The 23,105-nt window shown below is 35.2% G+C and carries 20 protein-coding genes; 7 read left to right on the forward strand and 13 right to left on the reverse strand.

The window, feature by feature from the left end; genetic code table 11:
* Positions 1-12: 12 nt before the first annotated feature.
* The 4 genes from SPD48_RS00745 to SPD48_RS00760 all read left to right on the forward strand — a co-directional run bounded on the left by SPD48_RS00745 (position 13) and on the right by SPD48_RS00760 (position 4,688).
* On the forward strand, positions 13-2,331 hold the full coding sequence (locus SPD48_RS00745) for a glycoside hydrolase family 65 protein (RefSeq protein ID WP_336256131.1): 2,319 nt from the start codon (positions 13-15) through the stop codon (positions 2,329-2,331).
* A complete protein-coding gene (gene pgmB, locus SPD48_RS00750) occupies positions 2,309-2,974 on the forward strand; it encodes a beta-phosphoglucomutase (RefSeq protein WP_336256132.1) in 666 nt (221 codons plus the stop codon). Before SPD48_RS00745 ends, pgmB begins: the two co-directional genes overlap by 23 nt.
* Positions 2,975-3,529: 555 nt before the next feature.
* Positions 3,530-4,099: a CotY/CotZ family spore coat protein gene (locus tag SPD48_RS00755; protein WP_336256133.1), complete on the forward strand. Its 570-nt coding sequence runs from the start codon at positions 3,530-3,532 to the stop codon at positions 4,097-4,099.
* Between the two features lie 250 nt (positions 4,100-4,349).
* On the forward strand, positions 4,350-4,688 hold the full coding sequence (locus SPD48_RS00760) for a thioredoxin family protein (RefSeq protein WP_336256134.1): 339 nt from the start codon (positions 4,350-4,352) through the stop codon (positions 4,686-4,688).
* A gap of 148 nt (positions 4,689-4,836) precedes the next feature.
* Here the strand turns inward: SPD48_RS00760 and SPD48_RS00765 are convergent, their stop codons facing one another.
* Genes SPD48_RS00765 through SPD48_RS00780 form a run of 4 tightly spaced genes read right to left on the reverse strand, consistent with a single transcriptional unit; the run spans position 4,837 to position 7,965 of the window.
* The gene (locus tag SPD48_RS00765) at positions 4,837-6,045 is read right to left on the reverse strand and encodes a hypothetical protein (protein WP_336256135.1); all 1,209 of its coding nucleotides are present in this window, start codon (positions 6,043-6,045) and stop codon (positions 4,837-4,839) included.
* A gap of 11 nt (positions 6,046-6,056) precedes the next feature.
* Positions 6,057-6,893: a hypothetical protein gene (locus SPD48_RS00770; RefSeq protein WP_336256136.1), complete on the reverse strand. Its 837-nt coding sequence runs from the start codon at positions 6,891-6,893 to the stop codon at positions 6,057-6,059.
* Positions 6,890-7,579 carry an ABC transporter ATP-binding protein gene (locus tag SPD48_RS00775; protein WP_336256137.1) on the reverse strand — a complete coding sequence of 230 codons (690 nt, stop codon included), beginning with the start codon at positions 7,577-7,579 and terminating at the stop codon, positions 6,890-6,892. Before SPD48_RS00775 ends, SPD48_RS00770 begins: the two co-directional genes overlap by 4 nt.
* Positions 7,580-7,590: 11 nt before the next feature.
* Complete coding sequence (locus tag SPD48_RS00780; protein ID WP_336256138.1) at positions 7,591-7,965, reverse strand: GntR family transcriptional regulator; 375 nt, start codon at positions 7,963-7,965, stop codon at positions 7,591-7,593.
* A 238-nt stretch (positions 7,966-8,203) separates the two neighbouring features.
* Between SPD48_RS00780 and SPD48_RS00785 the strand changes: the two genes are divergently transcribed.
* Complete coding sequence (locus tag SPD48_RS00785) at positions 8,204-8,959, forward strand: exodeoxyribonuclease III (protein ID WP_336256139.1); 756 nt, start codon at positions 8,204-8,206, stop codon at positions 8,957-8,959.
* Positions 8,960-9,570: 611 nt separating this feature from the next.
* Here SPD48_RS00785 and SPD48_RS00790 read toward each other — a convergent pair.
* Positions 9,571-10,911, reverse strand: coding sequence for a uracil/xanthine transporter (locus SPD48_RS00790; RefSeq protein WP_336256140.1), 1,341 nt, complete (start codon positions 10,909-10,911; stop codon positions 9,571-9,573).
* Positions 10,912-11,099: 188 nt separating this feature from the next.
* Here SPD48_RS00790 and SPD48_RS00795 point away from each other — a divergent pair, with 188 nt between their 5' ends.
* On the forward strand, positions 11,100-11,720 hold the full coding sequence (locus SPD48_RS00795; protein WP_336256141.1) for a spore coat protein: 621 nt from the start codon (positions 11,100-11,102) through the stop codon (positions 11,718-11,720).
* Positions 11,721-11,963: 243 nt separating this feature from the next.
* Positions 11,964-14,027, forward strand: coding sequence for an LTA synthase family protein (locus SPD48_RS00800; protein ID WP_336256142.1), 2,064 nt, complete (start codon positions 11,964-11,966; stop codon positions 14,025-14,027).
* 26 nt (positions 14,028-14,053) lie between these two features.
* On the opposite strand, the gene ilvA is transcribed toward SPD48_RS00800, so the two are convergent.
* The 8 genes from ilvA to ilvB all read right to left on the reverse strand — a co-directional run bounded on the left by ilvA (position 14,054) and on the right by ilvB (position 23,101).
* Positions 14,054-14,986 (reverse strand): threonine ammonia-lyase, encoded by a 933-nt coding sequence (ilvA, locus tag SPD48_RS00805; RefSeq protein ID WP_336256143.1) that lies wholly within the window; start codon positions 14,984-14,986, stop codon positions 14,054-14,056.
* A gap of 81 nt (positions 14,987-15,067) precedes the next feature.
* The gene (gene leuD, locus SPD48_RS00810) at positions 15,068-15,652 is read right to left on the reverse strand and encodes a 3-isopropylmalate dehydratase small subunit (RefSeq protein ID WP_336256144.1); all 585 of its coding nucleotides are present in this window, start codon (positions 15,650-15,652) and stop codon (positions 15,068-15,070) included.
* 14 nt (positions 15,653-15,666) lie between these two features.
* Complete coding sequence (gene leuC, locus SPD48_RS00815) at positions 15,667-17,073, reverse strand: 3-isopropylmalate dehydratase large subunit (RefSeq protein WP_336256145.1); 1,407 nt, start codon at positions 17,071-17,073, stop codon at positions 15,667-15,669.
* Between the two features lie 27 nt (positions 17,074-17,100).
* Complete coding sequence (leuB, locus tag SPD48_RS00820) at positions 17,101-18,162, reverse strand: 3-isopropylmalate dehydrogenase (protein ID WP_336256146.1); 1,062 nt, start codon at positions 18,160-18,162, stop codon at positions 17,101-17,103.
* 21 nt (positions 18,163-18,183) lie between these two features.
* On the reverse strand, positions 18,184-19,734 hold the full coding sequence (locus SPD48_RS00825; RefSeq protein ID WP_336256147.1) for a 2-isopropylmalate synthase: 1,551 nt from the start codon (positions 19,732-19,734) through the stop codon (positions 18,184-18,186).
* A gap of 24 nt (positions 19,735-19,758) precedes the next feature.
* Positions 19,759-20,757 (reverse strand): ketol-acid reductoisomerase, encoded by a 999-nt coding sequence (ilvC, locus tag SPD48_RS00830; RefSeq protein ID WP_336256148.1) that lies wholly within the window; start codon positions 20,755-20,757, stop codon positions 19,759-19,761.
* A gap of 134 nt (positions 20,758-20,891) precedes the next feature.
* Positions 20,892-21,416 (reverse strand): acetolactate synthase small subunit, encoded by a 525-nt coding sequence (gene ilvN, locus SPD48_RS00835; protein WP_336256149.1) that lies wholly within the window; start codon positions 21,414-21,416, stop codon positions 20,892-20,894.
* The gene (gene ilvB, locus SPD48_RS00840; protein WP_336256513.1) at positions 21,413-23,101 is read right to left on the reverse strand and encodes a biosynthetic-type acetolactate synthase large subunit; all 1,689 of its coding nucleotides are present in this window, start codon (positions 23,099-23,101) and stop codon (positions 21,413-21,415) included. Before ilvB ends, ilvN begins: the two co-directional genes overlap by 4 nt.
* Positions 23,102-23,105 lie beyond the last annotated feature (4 nt).

The raw sequence follows: 23,105 nt of genomic DNA on the forward strand, positions 1-23,105 counted from the left end.
GTGTGAAAAAACATGTCATGGTCGATTTATACAAATTCTACAGATAGAAAACAATTAGCATTAGAAGAAAGCTTATATTTTACGGGTAACGGATATATTGGAATAAGAGGAAATTTAGAAGAGGAAAATGCATCGTCAGATTCCATTGTAGGAACATATATCAATGGATTTTACGATGATGTGCCGATCCCATACGGAGAAAAAATGCATGGCTTTCCTGACTATCAACAAAAACTTTTAAATGTTATTGATCCCCAATCAATTGTGATTTGGGTTGGAACCGGAGAAGACCGTGAAAAACTTTCTCTCTTAACAGGTAAAGTTGTAGACTATAAGAGAGCATTGCATATGGATAAAGGCTTTTCAGAACGTTATATCCATTGGCGTTCTAAACAGGGTCACGAACTTAAAATTACCTTTAAACGACTTGCTTCTTTTAAAAGAAAAAACTTGTTTTTTCAACAGATTTTCTTATGTCCCGTGACTAAAAATATTCCAATTCAAATTATTAGTTCATTAAATGGGAACGTAACGAATTATACCAATCCAAATGATCCACGAGTTGGTAATGATGCTTCAAAGAGGTTGTTTGTTAAACATATGAAACAACAAAATGGTCAAAGCTATATCGAATTACAAACGAAAGTATCTGAGTTATCTGTCGCTGCTCTTTCGGAATTAAAGGTTCATCATGATCATGTGACTTACAATCATTTTATGCAAAATGGGGAACTTATTTCTAAAGCCACATTTGTATTAAAAGAAAAAACAACTATTGGTAAACGAACTTTTTTTGCTGATACTCTTCGTTACACTAATCTGGAACAAACCCTTGGATTGGCTAGAGAAGAAGCTTCCGTCTTCTCTTTTTTTGATATACAAACGGAACAACAGGATTATTTAGCATCTTTTTGGAAAAAAACAGATATTATAATAGAGAAAGATCATTCATTGCAAGAAGCAATACGATTTAATTTATTTCATATTCTTCAATCAACCGGTCAAGATGGTCGATCAAACATTGCTGCAAAAGGACTATCAGGCGAAGGATACGAAGGTCATTATTTTTGGGATACGGAAATTTATTTGTTACCGATCTACACAATGACAAATCCGGAAATGGCAAAGAAGTTGCTTTTCTATCGATACTCCATTTTGCCACAAGCAAAACAACGCGCTTATGAAATGGGGCATAGCCAAGGTGCTTTGTTTCCTTGGCGTACAATTTCTGGGACAGAATGTTCTTCTTTCTTTCCAGCTGGTACGGCTCAATATCATATAAGTGCAGATATTGCTCATAGTTATATTCAGTACTATTTAGCAACAGACGATGTGGAATTTATGAAGCAAGCGGGAGCGGAGATGCTTGTAGAAACTGCGCGACTATGGATGGATGTTGGTCACTTTACCAAGAACTCTTTTAGAATTGACGCTATAACAGGCCCGGACGAATATACCTGTATTGTAAACAACAATTATTATACAAATGTGATGGCAAAACAAAACCTTAGATGGGCAGTGAAAATTTGCACCTTTCTTCAGGAGACAGATACAGAATGTTGGGGTAAACTAAAATCTCGTTTAAATATTTCATATAAAGAATTAGACTGTTTTGAAAAAGCAGCACAAAAGATGTATTTACCGGTTGATGAAAAGCTAAAAATTAATCCACAAGATGATACTTTTTTACAAAAAGCAAAATGGGATTTTAAACATACTTCAAAGGACAAATATCCGCTTTTATTGCATTATCACCCATTAACCATTTATCGGTATCAAGTGTGCAAACAGGCTGACACAGTATTAGCACATTTACTCCAAGAAGATGAGCAGTCAGAAGTAGTCATGAAAAATTCTTATGATTATTATGAAAGAATAACACCTCATGATTCTTCTTTGTCCACTTGCGTTTTTAGTATGATGGCTGCCAGATTAACTTACTTAGATAAAGCTTATGACTATTACCTACAAGCAGCTCGTCTTGATCTTGATGATGTTCAAGGAAATACAAAAGACGGATTACACATGGCTAACATGGGCGGAACATGGATGGGAATTGTTGTAGGCTTTGCAGGTATGCGGATAAAAGAATCAGGGCTCTATTTCCGCCCTCAACTTCCAACAAAATGGAACAAATACACATTTTCAATACAATATAAAGGACGAATGCTCCATATCATTATGACTAAAAAAACCTTTACAATTGAATTGTTAAAAGGAAGTCCACTGCTCATTCATGTATGGGATAAACCTGTCCAACTGATTAACAAAGAAGTAATAACAAATTCGGTAAGTAGAGGTATGTTAAATGGTAAAAGCATTTATTTTTGATTTAGATGGTGTTATTACTGATACTGCCGCCCTTCATTTCACAGCTTGGAGTTCACTTGCAAAGGAAATAAATATAACGATAGATCATACATTTAACACTAAACTAAAAGGGTTAAGTCGTATAGACTCTTTAAAAACAATACTTAAGGAACATAATCGATTACATCAGTATACTGCTGAAGAGTTAGAGTTTTTAGCCGAGGAAAAGAACAAACACTATGTACAACTAATCGCAACGTTAACTCCAAAACATATATTACCCGGAATTTTAGATTTATTAAGAGAGTTAAAAACAAATAAATATAAAATAGGTCTCGCATCATCCAGTCAAAATGCTGGTGCCATTCTAGAGCGATTGGAATTATTGCATTACTTTGACATAATTGCTAATCCAACATTAATAAAAAGTGGTAAGCCGGCACCAGATATCTTTTTATTAGCAGCGAGCTTATTAAACGTTTCACCTGATCTATGTATTGGAATTGAGGATGCCGAAAGTGGAATTCATTCGATTAAACAAGCAGGAATGGTAGCAGTGGGGGTTGGAAAAAAAGACCAGTTACCTCATGCAGATTATGTTTGCTCAACGACTTACGAATTAACGTTACCACGCTTATTACACGTGTGGACTGAAAAAAGGTAATTCAAGTACTTTTGGAAACATATGTTACGACCTTCTTTACTTTAAAAAACGATGATAGATTTACTTAAACTGTAACAGTTCTTCTTCAAATCGTACAAAGACTCTAAACTCACGGTTTTTAAGCTCGTTCATTTCATTGTAAAATAACTGGTTATTCTTATAGGAGTCCTCTAGGATGATAATCTAATAAAACCATTTACTAGTTTATATCTTAGTTGCTTCATTTTCATATCGTATCGTTTATTTAGCGTATTGGAAAACGAACGAGAATATAAGCTAATAATTTATATCCCCAATAAAAAAAAGCCAGTGATCAGCTGGCTTTTTATAGTCATGGGTTGGGAATTACCTTCCAAGACTTGGTCGGATAGTTCATACTATGTTCGTTATTAGATAAAGAATCGTTATTTATCCTATTTAACTAGCACATTTATGCTTTTTTCTATGACATTCACTCATTTTTACTAGAAAATAGACGATTGAACAACCTATAAACAATTACCTACATATAGTGTTAGTGTAATAAGAAAAAATACTAAAAGGAGTTGCTTTTTTATGGGTTGCCATGTAGAACGAGAACGGTTTGACAGAGATGGATGTATAAAAGAAATAGTCAGGAGGATTCTTAACGCACAACGTGAAGCAGTTGATGAATGTGTCACAAGTTGTGAAAATTCCATCGAAGACTTATTAACACAGAGAGTGAGAAGGCGGAGAAATGAAACTACGATTCCTTTCATGTTAATATGTAAAGAAAGCTGTAAACCTTTCGTTGGGGCTGGCTTTATAAGTAGAGGTAGAAGAGACAGAGATTTTGAATGTGTTGAATCTCCAATTTTAAGAGTAAGAGATTTTGTTAGAGGATCCAAAAGTTGTGTAAATGTTGAATTATTATTACCTGTTAGTCGTAGAAGAGACGGAGATCACCATGGTAAAGAGCATGGTGAAGAAAGAGGACACCATGATCATGATCGTGATCGCCATCATGATAAAGATTCATTTTGCGACAAATTCGGCCGTAGAAGAATTGATAACTTCCGTGAAACAGGAGTATGTATTACTTTAGATTTGGATTGCTTCTGCGGAATTACTTGCTTGGATCCAATCACGCCTGAACCACTATAAAATATTTTTAAAACTGCGCAAAAAAGCGCAGTTTTTTTCTTTACTAATACAAATTAAGAGCAATTGAAAATAAAAATATGTATGCTAAGTATAGCACAATTAAATAAAGGATAAATTAATTGTAAAATTTATACTAAAAGGTTTGTCGTCTATAGTATGGCGGAAATTAAATAGACTAATTTTCGAGTGGCACCAACATCTGTGTCAATCTTGCACAATTTTGAGAATAAAAGGAAGAGGAGAATACGGTATGGGTTTTCAAGAATTAACAAAGATCAATGATATTGAGCAACTTATTCAATTAAATCAGCTTGCTTTTATTTATGTCACCCAACCAAATTGCAGTGTTTGTCATGGGCTTCGTCCACAGATTGAAAAAATTTTAAAAAATTATCCAAAAATTAAATCTTGCCAAGTGGATGCTAGCAAAGTTCCCGAAATTGCTGGAAAATTTATGATATTTACTGCTCCTGTTCTTTTATTATTCGTAAACGGAAAAGAATACATACGCGAAGCAAGATTTGTGCAAACGGAATTGTTTATCAAAAAAATAGAAAAAATATACAAAAATATTGGTACTGAGATATAACCCTACTTTTTTACAGCCGCATAGTTTACATCCTAAGTTCAAACCGTCTTTAAAATAAAAAAACCGAGCGGATTCAACTTCCAATGAATCAACGTTCGGTTTTTTAAGAATAAATGCTTCTATCCTGACTTCTCCAACTTAATTCGTTTTACTTTCTTAACTCCGGATAACTGAAGTACATTTCAACTTCTTCATCAATAGCTGATGAACCAACTGGCTCAATTTCCCCTAAATAATCAACTGTTAAAGACTCTAAATCAACTACAGTTATCATTGTAGTCTCATTGAAATCTTCTGAGCTTGGGATGAAATAATACTTACCATCTTTCACCTTTGCTTGATATAAATCATATAAAGAAAGGAAACTATTAGATACTTCTATTTCTTTCTGGCTATTTATTTCACCCTCGATCAGATTGAGACTAATTATTTCTAACTTATTGTCATTAATGCTCGCAAGAAAAAGCTCATCACCTATTATCGTAATTGGCATACCTATTTCTTGCTTTTCAGGTAAAGTAAATTCTTCTTTTGTATGAGTGTTAACATTATAATGAATTATTTTTTCAGTATTTACTTTTTCGTACGCAAAATCATCTTCTGTTTCTATATAATTTACTTTTTGTTGCGAAATAAATATATTTTCATCGATAGCCATTACTTGGATATCATTATATCCATCTTCAGAAGAAGAATAATTTAATGAGTCGATTACCTCTTCACCCACCAATTGTTCAGTGTCTATATTATACGTGTAAACATGAACAGAAGTATTTTCAATTACATCTTCATTAACCTGTTCATTTAAAGTAATAATCGATATTTCATTCTCATCTACATATACTCCATACGGCGCCACGTACCAATAGTTTGCTCTATCTGGTATAGGCGTTGAAAAGGAAACTGTTTTTTTCGTTTTCTTATTTAATATATCTATTTCAAATTCATACGTATCATACGACCAGAAAGAATAAGGAGTTTCTGCATATGCTAAAATTTCATCCGTTTCATAAAACTTTGCAGGGTCGGTTGACTTCCCACGCATAAAGGTCCGATATTCCTTTTGCAAATCTTCCCCGTAAATATCTTGGTAGTAACCTATTATTCGTTTACTGAAAGGTTCGTCTCGCAAATATGTTGTACCGGTACTATTAACACGGAACTGTTCAAAATTAGTCATACCATTATATAAGTCTCCGTTAATAACTAATTTATCAACTGCCTCTTCATTTCCTTCTATTATTTTAAAGTTAAAACGAGGAAACTCTTTGGTAACAGTATTAACATTTATGTAAAACATACTTATACCAATTACAATAAAAACAGATAGCGCAATTGTCTTCCAATACTTTCGCATGTTTGCCCTCCTTACACCGTCACCTTATTTTTCAATAAATACCTACTCACAAGTAATGATGCGGCTACGATTACTGCCCAAGTGACAGCTTGCACAAACAGTAATTCCATTGGATATAAATATAAATTTTCATACATTAAAAGCTGAATAGTGATTGGTAAAATAAATATAGTTATTGAAATAAATGCATAAAGTAATCCAAATATAATTCCTTTTAAACGAAAGCTTCTCTCAAATAAAATAGCTGTAAATACTATGACGACGAATCCTAAACCTAATCCATAAGCAATAAAAAATTCAGCAATACCTTGAGGAAGAATAATTGGTAAATACTCAGAAGCAGAAACCATATCTACGATTCTTAAATCCTCTCGATATACCTTTGGAATGATCCACTTCACGATTGTCTTCTCAATATTTAGCATCATTAATTGAAAAGTTACAAGACCTAAGACGGACATCATTATCGTGATTACTTTCGTAAAAAACAAATTCATACGAGATGTCGGTAATGTTAACAACCGATAAACAAATGTATTTTTAGCAAACCAATCTCGATACCATATAAAAAATATATAAAATAGTATTGCCGCTATACCAATTGCTAAAGTACCAGCAAAAAGGATCGAATGAATAACGTCTATCATACTGAACTTAGAATACATCTCAATAAATTCATGCTGCGTCATTCCACCCTTTAAAACAGCATTATTCGCTCGTGTTAAATAGGCTCTTGCCTTTAAAACTGTTATTATGATCTGGATAATACCAATCGAAGAAAGCAATACGAAATATAACTTAGAAAAACGATTCAACTCGAAATTTAATAATTTAAAAAAGTTTTTCATACGTGAAATGCCTCCCTCATTACATCAACGATTGACTTACCCTGTTCTTCGCGTACCTGCTCTGCATTAAATTCACTAACTACGACACCGTTATTTAATAATACTACCCTATCAATTAAATGTTCAATATCACCAATTTCATGTGTTGTAATAATAACTCCACGATCTTCAATTAAGTGAGAAGTGAATACGTTAGCAATTTGCTCTCTACTAAAAATGTCTATTCCCGAGAAAGGCTCATCCATTAGTACATAATCAACATCGAGTGCAAGCCCTAAAAGTAAGTTTACCTTTGCTTTATTTCCTTTTGATAAGTCTGAAATACGGTCATCTTTTTGCAACTTAAAGAAAGTTAATAATTCTTCTGCCCTTTTTTGATTCCATGATTGATAAAAGTCATTCATAAAATCAAATGCATCTTTAATCCGCATTGTAGGAGGCATTGTTATTGTATCTGGAATAAATGTAATCTGTTCATAACTCTCTTTCGTAAGCTTTTTGCCATCAATTAATATTTCACCACTTTTTAAAGGAGTTAATCCCATGATTGCGTTCATGACTGTTGTTTTACCGACTCCATTCACTCCGATTAAACATGTAATCTCTCCCTTATTTGCTGTAAAAGAGACACCATTTAATACTCTTTTTCTACCGAATGATTTTGTTATGTCCTTCACTTCAATCATATTATTCTTCCCTACTTTCTTTCTACCTGTTCATAATTCTCTTTTACGAGCGGTATAAGTTCTTCAAGTGGAATATTAAGCGTATGGACTGAACTAATAAAATTCTGTATTGCTTCCTCTAACAACTGATCACGGACGCTTTTAATCACTTCTTCATCATTCGTAATTTTACTAGGCATATTACCTTCCGTATATATCAATTTCGCTTCCTCCATTTCTTTATACGCTCGTTGAACGGTATTAGGATTTATTTTCAGCTGACTTGCTAACTCTCGTCGCGAAGGAATTTCTTCCCCTTTCTCTAATGTACCGCTGGCGATTTGTTCCTTAAAATATTGAATCACCTGTACATATACAGGGGCACGACTATCCAACTTTAAACGCATTTCACCAACCCCTACTTTCAATATGTATGTAAAGTTGCCATTTATGTATTATATAGATAGTACACCAACTTTAAAAAAAATGTCCAACCAACTAATCATTTATAATTTAATCTGTATTATGCAACTCATACACTTACTGTATTGTACGTCTAATACAGTAAAATTGTCAAGACAATTTTTATTAAATGAAATTAATAACAAATCGTATTATACTTTGTTTATTGATAGGGGGATACCAATGAAACTTATATCTTGGAACGTAAATGGATTAAGAGCATGTGTTAGAAAGGGTTTCTTAGACTACTTTAATGAGGTAAATGCAGATATTTTTTGTGTCCAAGAAATCAAATTACAAGAAGGACAAATAGATCTTTGTGTAGATGGCTATGAAATTTATTGGAACTATGCCCTTAAAAAGGGATATTCAGGAACAGCTATTTTTACAAAACATACACCTATTTCTGTTCAATATGGACTTGGTGAACAGAATGAACATCCAGAGGGTAGAATAATTACAATGGAGTTTAACGATTTCTTCTTAGTAAATGTATATTCTCCAAATGCACAACGGGATTTGACGCGCCTTGAACTTCGACTTCAATGGGAAGATGAATTATTCGATCATATTCATATGCTTGAAAAACAAAAGCCAGTCATTTTATGCGGCGATTTGAATGTTGCCCATCAACCTATTGACATTCGTAATGCGAAAGCAAATGAAGGAAATTCTGGATTCACCTTGGAAGAAAGAGCTAAGTTTAGTCGGCTGCTCGATTCAGGTTTCGTTGATACATTGCGGTATTTCCATCCGAAAACAGAAGGGTTATATACTTGGTGGTCATATATGAAAACTGTTCGCGAGCGTAATATCGGATGGAGAATCGACTATTTTATCGTATCTCAGCGCTTAATTAACCATATCAAAAATGCGGATATTGACGCTAAAATATTAGGGAGTGATCACTGTCCAATTTTACTTGAAATAAATGTATAAGGATTTCATTAGTTTGTAACTCATTTTCACAGCATGAAATTGAAAAATAAACCTTAGTAATATTAGGAAGTTTAGAACCCCACTTCCTTAGCTGTATTCCAAAATACTTCAGCGTCGCATTTGATGCATAGTAACTAAGATTTAGGGATGATCTGATTAACCGTTGCGGAAATATGTTTCGCTTTCCATGGGCGGCTGTTGAGCCTCCTTGTGCTACGCACTGCGTAGTATTTCCTTCGCTGAGATGATCACTGTTGACTGAACAACAATATTTTCTATCAATTGAATAAAGTTTCATACTAGCGTAGGAAAAATACGAAGACTCCTGCAGGAACAGCGCGAGTCCGAAGATCACTGTAGTTTCTCATTAACGAGAAACTACAGAAGCTGAGGCCGTGCCTGCGGAAAGCGAAGTATTTTTCCGAAGCGGCTTAACGGAAATTAATAAAGTTGGCGTCACTACGCCGCAGTTTACAATTTTTTACAAAAAACAGTTTTATCATCATAAGGTTGTCAAGATAGTAAGGAGAAGCATTTTCGAGTTAATACACGCATCTGTTTAAACTCACTTTGTTGGTGCGAAAGTTGAAGACAAAAGAAATCGATAAAAGTTATTTACCGATTTCTTTTGTCATTTGTTGATAATCTTTTATTGTTGCACCTACACGATCCCAGTTCAGTATATTTTCTAACACTAAAGCTAAAATTATTCCAACCAATAACCCATTACTCATAAAAGGCCGGATAAATGCTGGAATTGACTCAAAATAACTGGCTGGAAAAGCCATAATAATCGTACCGACAAATAGTGGAATAGCTGAACGATATACATTTAATGTATTAAATAATACTCCTTTAAAAAACTCCATAGATGAATTAAATAATTGCAAGTAGGCTACGAACAGAACGGCACTTCCAATACTTAGTGGCAAAGTAGAAAAAAAAGCTCCTACCGGCTGAATTACACCCATAATAAAAAATAAAAAGCTGCCAATAATAAAGGGTAGCCGGTCAAATATATTCGTTTGTCTTAAAAATCCAATGGATGATACAAACGGAGCATATGGAACTAACCCAAAAAATCCAGCTGCAACGGTAGCGATTCCTGTAATGGAGAAAGATGACAAATAATCTTTTTTTGTTGTCGTCGTTTGAAACATTGCATCCGTTCCTTTTAAAGAACCGAATGTATTCGAAATATTTAACAAACCCGCCAATACAGCTGTCACTACGACACCAACATCCCAAGTTAATGATCCAAACGGAAATAATTTAAAGGTCGCTACTTCTTTACTTGGATTAGGATCCGTACCAAAAATAATCGTATACAAAATCCATCCTAAAATTATTCCGATTAATAATGCATAACTTCGAATTCTCGCAGGAGATTTAATACTGATAACAATAACGAGTAAAGCAATGAAAATAGCGATTCCTGCAACAGGTAAATCGATCGTTGCAGAATCTGCAGCTTTTCCAAATGGAATACCGAGCATTCCCTTTAAAAAAATTTGGATTAGGGTCAACCCTAGAAGAAACATAAATACTCCCATTACGCCGGGGTTAAAAAGTCGAGCAATCATCGGTCCAATCCCGGTGATACCGATTAAAATAGTGATGATTCCAGAAATAATTACTCCAAGTGCCAAACTTCCCCCTAGGACTTCAAGAGGCATTCCTTGTGCAGAGGTTGTAACAACTAATGTTAAAAAAATCCCCCACCATAAACCCGACTGCCCTTCTAAAATGGGACGTCTATGTCCAATAATTGCCTGAGCTAAGCATGCAAGACCCGTAACTATAAAAGATAATTGTAGGAGTGGGACAATTTCATGTTGAGCCAAACCAAAAGCTTCTCCAACTGTGATTGGAATAATAACAATGTTTGCGAAAATAAAAAAGAACCATTGTACACCTGCTATCCAGCTTTTTGTTTCTTTTAGTTCATGCACTAGGTATTCACTCTTTTCTTTGCAAATTACTTTGCTATATCTTATCACATTCTTATCCGTACTTTAAATAGTTTATATACTTTTAGAAATAGTCGGATTATTTATACAGAATTATTTACTTTTATCTTACGAATATATTTTTCCAAATTGTTAAAAATAATGGTAAATACTTTAAAGGAGGAATTATTTTGTTGAATCAGAATCAACAGTTTAATGAACAGCAGCAAAAGTCATCTGGAATGCCACCCCAACAGCAGTTTGGTGGTCATGAATTATTAGAAGTAGATGAAGCAATAGGAGCACTTACAGGTGGTTTAGAGCATTACGTTATTTATGATCAACATGTTCAAGATCAAGAACTTTCTACGATTATGCAACGACAAAAGACATTTTTAACTCAAATGTACAACACAATTTTAGATACGTTCAAAAGTGGTAAAGATCCTGCAGTTAAAACACAGACTTACTTAATGGAAGAAAATAATCAAAGTGTATATGGAATGAAACCTTCTTCACCAAAAACACCTATCCAGTCTATTAACGAATTAAATGACGAGTGTATTTCGAACGGTATACTAGGACATCTAAAAGCAATTGCTTCTAGTTTTACACTTACTGCATTAGAAGCGACAAACCCTGTATTACGAAGAATATTTGCTGATAGCATTCCTAACGTGATTGAAATGGCTTATGAAATGTATCTTTATCAAAACAAACATCAATATTATCAAGTGGCACAGCTACAGCCTCAGGACATGCAGGCAATTATTAATAGCCACGCTCCAGTTCAAGGCAATATGTCTCATTAACAAAAAGGTAAATAATGAAATTTATCATTATTTACATGTTTCTGCATATATTTATTGAAGAATCACCTATCCAATTAATATAGGTGATTCTTTTATGTTTATTTTTTACTTTTGAAGGGTATATAGTAAGGCAGTGTAAATATAACAATTTTGTGAAAGTCATTGATTTTTTCACTCCACTTTAGTATTATATATATTTGTCCAACCATCCATTTTAATTGGAATAGTAGAGGTGAATAAAAAATGAGGAATTTTGTTTCTTCTAAAATGGGATTTTTCACTATTGCAGCTGTTTTAATATGGCTTAAATCCTATGTAATCTATCTGACCGAATTCAACTTGGACATTCAAAATATGTTGCAGCACTTTTTATTGTTGATTAACCCTATCAGTTCTACACTAGTCTTTCTGGGAATTGCACTATTTGCCAGAGGTCGCCGTGTTGGGGGTTATATTATTGTAATTCATTCATTAATGAGTTTATTATTATATGCAAATGTCGTCTTTTACCGCTTTAACAGTGATTTTATTACATTGCCAGTCCTTACTCAAACGGGTAACTTTGGTAGTTTAGGCAGTAGTATTGCTAGTTTAGTAACTTGGACAGACATTTTCTATTCATTAGATATTTTAATTTTGATTGCAGTGTTTATTTGGAGCAGACAAATTTGGTCCAGTGAGCGTATGAAGTTGAGAAGACCGGTAACAATTATTGCTCTCGGCGTCCTTATCTTTTCTATCAATTTAGGTTTAGCAGAAGCAGATCGTCCACAATTGCTTAAAAGAACCTTTGATAGAAATTATATTGTAAAATATTTAGGAGCATATAATTTTACTATCTATGATGCACTTCAAAACTTAAAAACTTCTACTGAGAGAGTTTTAGCAGACAGTAATGATATAACAGAAGTCCAAAACTATACAGATAATAAATATGCTGAGCCAGATCCAGAACTATTTGGTGTAGCAAAAGGGAAAAATATTATTAAGATTCATTTAGAATCTTTTCAATCATTTTTAATAGATTACAAATTACATGGTGAAGAAGTAACCCCATTTATTAATTCGTTAGTTAATGAACATGCAGATGAATTTACGTATTATGAAAATTTCTTCCATCAAACAGAACAAGGTAAAACAGCAGATGCTGAGTTAATTATGGATACTTCTTTATACGGCTTACCGCAAGGTTCAGCTTTTGTTACAAAAGGAAAAAACACGTATCAAGCTTTACCAGCGATCTTGAATCAGGAGCAAGGATACAAAAGCTCTGTTTTCCATGGAGATAGTAAATCGTTTTGGAACAGAGACGAAATTTATAAACAACTTGGTGTAGACTACTTCTTTGATGAAGCTTATTACGATATGAGTGATGATAAAGTTATTGGTTACGGCCTTAAAGATAAACCATTTTTCAAGGAATCTATGCCTATATTAGAATCTATGGAACAACCATTTTATGCGCATTTAATGACGTTAACTCATCATCATCCTTATTTAATCGATGAGGAAGAGGCTACAATTGATCCAGCTGAAACAAATGACAGTTCTGTTGATCGCTATTTCCAGACAGCTCGCTATCTTGATGAGTCGCTTGAACAGTTTTTTAACGATTTAAAAGAAGCTGGGTTATATGAAGATTCCGTAATTATCCTTTACGGTGACCATTATGGTATTTCTGAAAATCATACACGTGCATTAAGTGAACTTTTTGGTGAAGAAATAACACCTTTTAAATATGCCGAATTACAACGAGTTCCTTTAATGATTAAAATACCTGGCGTTGAAGGTAAAGGAACAGTAAGTGAATACGCAGGTCAAGTGGATGTAGTTCCGACTTTACTTCATTTACTTGGAATTAAAGCACAAGACTATATTCAATTTGGAACTGACCTATTCTCCAAAGAGCATAATGGACTAGTTGCATTCCGAAATGGGGACTTCTTTACGGAAGACTACGCAATGGTTAAAGGTGTCTTCTATGATAATAAAACTGGTGAAGAGATCGAACCAAACGAAGAGTTGGAGAGCATCAAGGCTAAAGTCGAACATGAATTAAGTTTATCTGATAAAGTATTACAGGGTGATTTATTAAGATTCTATACGCCTACTGAAAATTGGGAACCAGTAAATCATAAAGACTATTTCTATGATGATAATCAACTAACAATAAGTCAATTTTTAAAAGATAAATGGTTAGATGAAGAAGAAGAGGAAGCTATTGATAGTGATTATCTAGATAAAGATGCACTAAATCAGCAAAAAAACTCCATTATGGATGAAAACCAAAAAAGCAATGAGGATTAATTTCCCTCATTGCTTTTTATTATGTGCTATGCTGAATGTTTATTGGCTAATTGCTGGATTAATGGAATTTTATCAATATCAAAATTTCCTCCACTCACAATCACACCACAATGTCTTGATTTAATATAGTCATTATGAGCGAATAAAGCTGCTAGAGCCGCTGCTCCGGCACCTTCCATTAATGTTTTGTTCCGCTCAAGCATATAGAGTATTGCACTAGCTATTTCTTCTTCAGTAACTGTTACAATATCATCCACATATTTTTTAATAAGTGGCAAAGTGAGCTCACCTGGGTTTTTTACGGCAATTCCTTCTGCTATTGTATCAGCACGTAGAGGTTGTGTTGGTCTTATATGATGGTAGCTGTTATATGCAGCAGGAATACGTTCTGCTTGAACGCCGATGATGCGAATATTTTTATTCACATGTTTGGCTGCTACAGCAATTCCACTAATCAGTCCACCTCCACCTATTGGCACAAGAAACGTGTCAATCCTGTCTTCTTGCCTTAACATTTCCATTGCAATTGTTCCTTGACCGGCCATCACATCATAATCATCAAAAGGGTGTACATACGTTGCTCCAGTTTCTTTTTGTCGAACCATCGACGCTTCGTATGCTTCCTGAAAAGAACTACCAGTCAAGACTACTTCTGCACCGTAATTTTGAGTTGCCTCAATCTTGCTGTGTGGGGTCTGTTTAGGCATATAGATCGTTGCCTTTACTCCTAATTTTCTAGAAGCATATGCCACACCTTGTGCATGATTTCCTGCAGACGCAGTTATAACCCCTTTTTCAAGTTGCTCATTTGAAAGTTGCATTAATTTAAATGTTGCACCTCGAAATTTAAAGGCACCAGTCTTTTGCTGATTCTCCATTTTAAAATACACTTTTTTATCTACAATTTTATTCGTGGTTTCTGATGTAATTAATGGTGTCCGGTGAACGATTGGTTTCAAACGTTCTAACGCCTTATAAACTTTTTCACCCGTTAATAAATCCCCAATAACTCCACACTCCCTATTTCCACTTACTAAATACTATAGTCTAGTTTGTTCGTAATTGCTAATTTTTTCTTCCAGTTGTAAAGTTAACGCTATCTCATCCCAGCCATTCATTAAGTTCTGTCTGTGGTACTCTGGGATATCAAAACTAATTTCTTTACCATCTTGATCATAGATTACTTTATTTTCCAAATCAACTGATAAAGTTAATTCTTTTTCTTCCGCATGCTTTAGCCAATCTTTCACTTGTTCTTCACTTACTTTAATTGGTACGAGACCATTTTTAAATGAATTATTGTAAAAAATATCTGCAAAACTCGGGGCAATAATAATTTTAAAACCATAATCCATTAACGACCATGGTGCGTGTTCTCTTGAAGAGCCACATCCGAAGTTTTCACCAGCAATTAATATGGATGCATCTTCATATTTTGAATCATTTAAACTAAAACTCTCTCGTTTATTTCCTTCATCGTCAAAGCGCCAATTATAAAATAAATATTGACCAAATCCGGTTCTTTCAATTCTTTTTAAAAATTGTTTTGGAATAATTTGATCCGTATCAACGTTCGAACGATTTAATGGATAAACAAGTCCGGTATGCTTCTTAATAGCTTCCATGAAATCTCCCCCTCCTAGTGTACTGCTTTTTCATATGTGCGAACATCTACAAAATGTCCTTCAATTGCTGCAGCTGCTGCCATCTCGGGACTAACTAAATGTGTACGTGCACCATTTCCTTGGCGGCCTTCAAAATTTCGGTTCGAAGTGGAGGCACATCTTCCACCTGGAGGAACTATATCATCATTCATTCCTAAACACATACTGCACCCTGCGTCACGCCACTCAAATCCTGCCTCTGTAAAAATCTTATCCAATCCTTCTTCCTCTGCTTGCATTTTAACAAGGAAAGAACCAGGCACGACGATTGCGCGAACAGAATCTTTTACTTTATTTCCTTTTACAATACTTGCTGCTTTTCTAAGATCATTTAGCCTAGAGTTTGTACAAGAACCGATAAATACATGATCAATCTCAATCGATGTGATCGACTGATCCTCTTCTAATCCCATATACTCAAGAGCAAGTCTTACATCTTCTTTATTTTCAACTTCTGAAAGGTTAGGTGTAGACCCACTTATTGGCACACCCATTCCTGGGTTTGTTCCCCATGTTACTTGTGGTTCGACTTCGTCTGCCTGAATAGTTAATACTTTATCATATGTTGAACCTTCATCTGTTGCTAAGCTTAACCATTCATTGGCTAGTTGATCAAATTCTTCCCCTTTTGGAACATGTCTTCTACCCCGTAGGAATTCAACCGTCGTTTCATCCGGACTAATTAAACCAGCTCTTGCTCCTGCTTCAATAGACATATTACAAATCGTCATACGCTCTTCCATCGACATGTTACGAATAGCTTCTCCAGTATACTCAATAATATATCCGGTACCCATTCGAACTCCATATTTCGCAATAATTGCTAGGATTAAGTCCTTTGCAGTAACACCTGGCCCTAAATCTCCCTCAACTTTAACATTTAATGTTTTAGGTTTATCTTGCCATAATGTTTGTGTGGCAAAAACATGCTCTACTTCACTAGTTCCTATCCCAAATGCAATTGCTCCAAATGCACCGTGTGTAGACGTATGACTATCTCCGCAAACGATTGTTTTACCTGGTTGAGTTAACCCTAACTGTGGTCCAATAACATGAACAATTCCTTGATCTGGGTGGAACATATCAGCTAATTCGATCCCAAATTCCTTACAGTTTTTTTCTAAAGCTTCCATTTGAATTTTTGAAATAGGGTCTTTTATAGTTTCTCTATTTTTCGTTGGAACGTTATGATCCATCGTTGCATACGTTAAATCAGGTCGTCTTACACGACGATTAGATAATCGTAAACCTTCAAACGCTTGTGGAGAGGTAACTTCATGAATTAAATGTAGATCGATATATATTAAATCTGGTTTCCCTTCTTCTTCGTGAACAATTTTTTTGTCCCAAATTTTTTCGATAATCGTCTTAGGCTTTGCCATATGAACACCTCCGTATATAGCAAATAATTACAAATTACGAATGACAATCTCTGTCATTTCTTTTGTATTTACTTGCTTCCCGTCTTTTATGTTTAAATCTGATGTATGATATCCTTGTTCTAAACTTTTTTCAACAGCATGTTCAATTAACGATGCCTCTTCATTTAAATTAAAAGAATAGCGAAGCATCATTGCGGCTGAGAGGATCATGCCGAGCGGATTTGCAATTCCTTTTCCGGCAATATCAGGTGCAGATCCATGAACTGGTTCAAATAAACCAATTGTTTCTGATAGACTTGCAGACGGAAGCATACCAATTGATCCCGTTAAAACAGATCCCTCATCACTTAAGATATCTCCAAATAAGTTTTCTGTTACAATTACATCGAAATAAGTTGGATCAGTAATTAACTTCATCGCAGCTGAGTCAACTAGCATATGATCAACTTTAACATCCGGATAGTCTGCTTTTTTCTCCTCGACAATTTCTCGCCATAAACGACTTGATTCGAGTACATTTGCTTTGTCAACAGATGTTAAATGTTTATTTCTAAGTCTCGCACTTTCAAATCCTTTTTCAACAATTCGTTCAATTTCTTCTCGGTGGTAGAGCAATGTATCAACTGCAACATTTCCATCTTCACGTCGTTCTCTCGGCGTTCCGAAATATAAACCACCTGTTAATTCTCTTACTATATAAATATCGCTTCCTTGTATAACAGACTCTTTTAAAGGAGAAGCATGTAACAATGGCTTAAATCCTTTAATCGGTCGAATATTCGCAAATAAGTTCAATGCTTTTCTAATTTTTAATAATCCTTGTTCCGGGCGTAAATGCGGTGGGAGTGAGTCCCATTTAGGTCCTCCGATTGCTCCAAGTAAAATTGCATCAGCACGCAAACATGCCTCGACCGTTTCGTCTGTAAGCGGCTCCCCGTATTTATCATAAGAAGTACCACCAATTTCATGCTGTTCGAAAATAAACTCATGATTATATTTATGTGAAACAGTGGACAATACTTCGACTGCTGCATCCATAATTTCCTTGCCTATCCCGTCACCAGGTAAGACAATTATCTTTTTTTTCATAAGACTTCCTCCTCCCACACATTAATGATTAGTGGTTACTTTTCTAATTTCTTCTGTATGTTTTTGAATAAGATATCGGTTCACTGCATTTAAAAAAGCATTTGCAGATGCTTCCATCACATCTTGAGCAGAGCCTCTTCCATTCATCTGCTCACCATTTACTACCATTTGAACGTGAGCTTCAGCCAAGGCATCTCTTCCTCCTCCAACTGAGCTAATTTGATAGTCTATTAATTCAAGCTCTTCATCTATCAGTTTATCTAATGTGGCATATAATGCTTCCACACTTCCGCTTCCTGTACAAGCCTCTTGAACGATATCTTGATTTGGCGTAAGTAATTCTACAGAAGCGGTTGGAATATTGTTTGATCCATATTGTACTTGGAACATTTTTAGTTCATATTTATTAGCAGCAGATGAATCAGTCTGTATTTCAGTCAAAATTGTAAATAAATCATCATCTGTCACTTCTTTTTTAGAATCTGTTAATAACTTGAACTTACCAAATGCTTCTTTTAGTTTATCTTCTGATAATTCAAAACCCATTTGTTTTACTTTATCACCAAAAGCATGACGTCCAGAATGCTTTCCTAAAAAAAGTATATTCGAGGACAAACCAATTAATTCAGGAGTAATAATTTCATACGTAGATGCATGTTTCAATACACCATCTTGGTGAATTCCCGATTCATGAGCAAATGCATTTTTCCCAACGATGGCTTTGTTTGCCTGTATATGCATTCCGGTCAGTTTTGAAACGAGATCGCTCGTCCGCTTAATTTCAATTAAATTTAAGTTTGTTTCAAATGGGTATTCATCCGACCGGATATGAAATGCCACTGCTAACTCTTCTAACGAAGCATTTCCCGCTCTTTCACCTATTCCATTAATTGTTCCTTCTATTTGCCCTGCTCCATTTTGAATAGCTGCAATGGAATTGGCAACAGCTAGCCCTAAATCATTATGACAATGACAAGATAAAATCGCCTTGTCGATATTTGGAACATTTTCTTTCATATATTTGAACATATGACCGTAATCAGCAGGCGTTCCATACCCTACCGTATCAGGAAGATTAATTACTGATGCACCTGCATCAATTACTTTTTCAATTATTTGAGCTAGAAAGGCTAGATCAGAACGAGAAGCATCTTCTGCTGACCATTGAACTTTTGAGAATTTTTTACTGGCATAACTTACCATGTCAACGGCCAATTTAATAACTTCTTCAGGAGATTTTTGAAGCTTATATTTCATATGGATCGGGGAAGTTGCGATGAAGACGTGTAGACAAGGTTCATCGGCACCCTTTAACGCATCCCATGCTGCATCAATATCCGTTTTAACAGAGCGAGCAAGCCCTGTAACAGATGTATTTTTAATTGTATCGGCAATCATTTTTACTGCTTCGAAATCGCCTTTGGAGGAAGCGGGGAATCCCGCTTCCATTCTATCTACTCCAAAGCGCTCTAGTTGTTTTGCTATTTCTAACTTCTCAAGTTTATTTAAATTTACACCTGGTGATTGTTCACCATCTCGTAATGTCGTATCAAAAATGTTAATTTTCGACAATCGTTTCACATCCTAATGTCCGTGTTATTTCAATGGATTTTTTACAAAAGGCATTAACTCACGAAGTTCACGGCCAACTTTTTCGATTGGATGTTGATTTTCACGAGCATTGATTGCATTAAATCTAGGTCTGTTTGCCTGGTTTTCTAAGATCCAGTCTTTCGCAAACTCACCTGATTGTACATCTGCTAATACTTCTTTCATACGCTTTTTCGTATCTTCATTGATTACACGTGGTCCAGAAACAAAATCTCCCCATTGTGCTGTATCTGAAATCGAATAGCGCATGTTTTCTAATCCGCCTTCGTACATTAAATCAACGATTAGTTTAACCTCATGTAATGTTTCAAAATAAGCTACTTCAGGCTGATAACCAGCTTCTGTAAGAGTTTCAAAACCTGCTTTAACTAGGCTTGTAAGTCCTCCACATAGTACAGCTTGTTCACCAAAAAGGTCTGTTTCAGTTTCTTCTTGGAAAGTTGTTTCAAGCACTCCTGCTCTTGCTCCACCAACGCCAACTGAATATGCCAATGCAATTTCTCTTGCTTTTCCTGTGTAGTCTTGATACACACCATATAATGCAGGTACTCCAGCGCCTTCTTCAAATGTTCTACGCACTAAATGTCCTGGTCCTTTTGGAGCAACAAGAAATACGTCTACATTTGCTGGTGGTTGAACTTGAGAATAATGAACATTAAATCCATGAGCAAATGCTAAAGCACTGCCTTCTTTTAAGTTATCTTTAATACTTTCTTCATAAACTTTTGCTTGTAGTTCGTCTGGAAGTAATACCATAACTACATCAGCTTGTTTAACTGCTTCATCAACAGGAAGAACTTCAAAACCATCTTCTTCTGCTTTTTGCTGTGATTTTCCTGGTCTGATTCCAATTACAACGTCAAATCCACTATCACGTAAGTTCAATGAATGTGCATGTCCTTGCGATCCATATCCAATTACTGCAATCTTTTTACCTTCGAGTACCTCTTTGTTAATATCTTTCTCGTATAATACTTTTGACATAAATAATTTCTCCTTTTGCATATATGCTATATTTTATATTTATTTTCAAATAAGAAAATATGATTTTTAGTGCGAATATACCTTTGGGCTATTTCGCAGACACAAATAGAATACGGCTAGTAAAGTTCCTCTGCCTACACTGAAAACTGGTTTAGATCTGTAACCTGTGCTTGTTGAGGTTGGTGCCCGCGTAAAAATGCAGTCACACCCGTTTTGGCTAATTCTTTTATTCCATAAGGACGTAAAAGTGAGATAAGTGCATCTGTCTTTTCTGGTTTACCAGTTACCTGGATTGTAATACTATCTTTACTAATATCAATTACAGATGCACGAAATGGTGTAATTAACCCTTGGATTTCTGTACTTAAGTGCGGAGAACTCGCCACTTTTATTAGGGCTAGCTCTCTGGCAACAATCGCTTTATCTGTAATATCAGAAACTTTAATGACATCAATCTGTTTGTTTAATTGCTTTGTTAACTGTTCAATTTTTTGATGATCACTTACTTCTACAACCAATGTCATTTTTGATATTCCTGGAGTTTCTGTTTCACCTACAGAGATACTTTCAATATTAAATTGTCTTCTTTGCATCATTCCAGTCACTCGATTAAGCACGCCACTCCGATTTTGCACGGTTGCGGTTATAATACGTTTCATTTCGTCACCCCTATCATTTCGTGAATTCCTTTTCCAGGAGCAATCATTGGATATACTTTTTCTTTTCTAATGATCCTGAAATCAGCAACTACTGGACCATCATGAGCTAATATCTCTTTTAGTGCAGCTTCTACGTCTGAATCTTTCTCGACTTTCATCCCACGGATACCGTAACTCTCTGCAAGTTTTACAAAGTCTGGGTTTGTATCAAATAATGATTCAGAGTACCTTTCGTCATAAAAACTTTCTTGCCATTGTCGTACCATACCTAGTGCTGAGTTATTTAAAATGATTACTTTTACTGGTAAATTATATTGCTTTAATAACATTAGCTCTTGCATGTTCATTTGAAAACCACCGTCACCGGAGATTGAAATAACAACATCGTCTGGTCTTCCAAGTTGAGCTCCAATTGCTGCTGGAAAACCAAATCCCATTGATCCGAGTCCTCCTGATGTCGCCCAGTTATGTGGTTTATCGAGTGTGTAATATTGCGCTGTCCACATCTGATGTTGACCAACGTCAGTTGTAACAATCGCTTCTCCATTCGTTAATTCATGAATTTTTTCCAAAAACCATTGTGGAGAAATAGCTTCATCTGATCTTTCATACCATAATGGATATTTTTCTTTATTTTCTTGTAATTTCGTCATCCATTCTTGATGGTTTGGCTTAGAGATATTCCTTTTCAAAAGTGCTTGTAATGCCTTTTTAGCATCTGCAACGACTGGAATTTCTGTAGGGACATTTTTACCGATCTCGGCCGGATCAATGTCAATATGTGCTACTTTTGCATTTGGAGCAAAATGTTTTAAATTACCTGTCAGTCTATCATCGAATCGTGCCCCAATATTGATCAAAAGATCACATTCATATAACGCCATGTTAGCTGTGTAGGATCCATGCATTCCACCCATTCCTAATGATAATGGATTGGACCCTGGAAAGTTTCCTAATCCTAAGAGTGTATTTACAACGGGCAGTTCATATTTTTCAACAAATTCTTTTAATTCATCTGTTGCTTTGGAAAATAAAATTCCGGCGCCTGCCAAAATTACCGGTTTTTTCGCTTTACTCAGCGCTTCTGATACTTTAATAATTTGAAGCGGATTTGGCTTTTCGGTCGGTTGATAGCCAGGTAAATAAAAATCTGTCTCAAATGTATCAATCGTTAATGTTTCAGAAATATTTTTAGGAATATCAACTACCACCGGGCCAGGTCTTCCTGTTGTCGCGATATGAAATGCTTCATTCACTACACGGGGAAGATCAGAAATATTTTTAACTTGATAATTATATTTTGTAATTGGCGTTGTGATTCCTAAGACATCTGATTCTTGGAATGCATCTGTTCCAATGACCTGATTAGCTACTTGCCCCGTGAAAATTACGAGCGGTAACGAATCCATCATTGCATCTGTAATTCCTGTTATTAAGTTTGTTGCACCCGGTCCAGATGTCGCTAAAACAACACCAGGTTTTCCGGTTACCCGTGCGTATCCCTCTGCTGCAAAGATAGAGCCTTGCTCATGCCTTGATAACACATGCTTGAAAGGAGCCTCGCTTCGGTAAATTGCATCATATATTGGTAAAACTGCACCACCTGGATAGCCAAAAATTGTATCTACTTCAGCTTCTACAAGTAATTCAATTAATAGATCTGCACCCGTTTTTGGTTGTTCCATAGCT

It is taken from the genome of Pseudogracilibacillus sp. SE30717A (assembly GCF_037071985.1).
Lineage (GTDB): Bacteria > Bacillota > Bacilli > Bacillales > Amphibacillaceae > Pseudogracilibacillus.

Coding starts and splice junctions, on each gene's coding strand:
- SPD48_RS00745 (WP_336256131.1), top strand. CDS start 13: ATGTCATGGTCGATTTATACAAATTCTACAGATAGAAAACAATTAGCA.
- pgmB (WP_336256132.1), top strand. CDS start 2,309: ATGGTAAAAGCATTTATTTTTGATTTAGATGGTGTTATTACTGATACT.
- SPD48_RS00755 (WP_336256133.1), top strand. CDS start 3,530: ATGGGTTGCCATGTAGAACGAGAACGGTTTGACAGAGATGGATGTATA.
- SPD48_RS00760 (WP_336256134.1), top strand. CDS start 4,350: ATGGGTTTTCAAGAATTAACAAAGATCAATGATATTGAGCAACTTATT.
- SPD48_RS00765 (WP_336256135.1), bottom strand. CDS start 6,045: ATGCGAAAGTATTGGAAGACAATTGCGCTATCTGTTTTTATTGTAATT.
- SPD48_RS00770 (WP_336256136.1), bottom strand. CDS start 6,893: ATGAAAAACTTTTTTAAATTATTAAATTTCGAGTTGAATCGTTTTTCT.
- SPD48_RS00775 (WP_336256137.1), bottom strand. CDS start 7,579: ATGATTGAAGTGAAGGACATAACAAAATCATTCGGTAGAAAAAGAGTA.
- SPD48_RS00780 (WP_336256138.1), bottom strand. CDS start 7,965: ATGCGTTTAAAGTTGGATAGTCGTGCCCCTGTATATGTACAGGTGATT.
- SPD48_RS00785 (WP_336256139.1), top strand. CDS start 8,204: ATGAAACTTATATCTTGGAACGTAAATGGATTAAGAGCATGTGTTAGA.
- SPD48_RS00800 (WP_336256142.1), top strand. CDS start 11,964: ATGAGGAATTTTGTTTCTTCTAAAATGGGATTTTTCACTATTGCAGCT.
- leuD (WP_336256144.1), bottom strand. CDS start 15,652: ATGGAAGCTATTAAGAAGCATACCGGACTTGTTTATCCATTAAATCGT.
- leuC (WP_336256145.1), bottom strand. CDS start 17,073: ATGGCAAAGCCTAAGACGATTATCGAAAAAATTTGGGACAAAAAAATT.
- leuB (WP_336256146.1), bottom strand. CDS start 18,162: ATGAAAAAAAAGATAATTGTCTTACCTGGTGACGGGATAGGCAAGGAA.
- ilvC (WP_336256148.1), bottom strand. CDS start 20,757: ATGTCAAAAGTATTATACGAGAAAGATATTAACAAAGAGGTACTCGAA.
- ilvN (WP_336256149.1), bottom strand. CDS start 21,416: ATGAAACGTATTATAACCGCAACCGTGCAAAATCGGAGTGGCGTGCTT.
- ilvB (WP_336256513.1), bottom strand. CDS start 23,101: ATGGAACAACCAAAAACGGGTGCAGATCTATTAATTGAATTACTTGTA.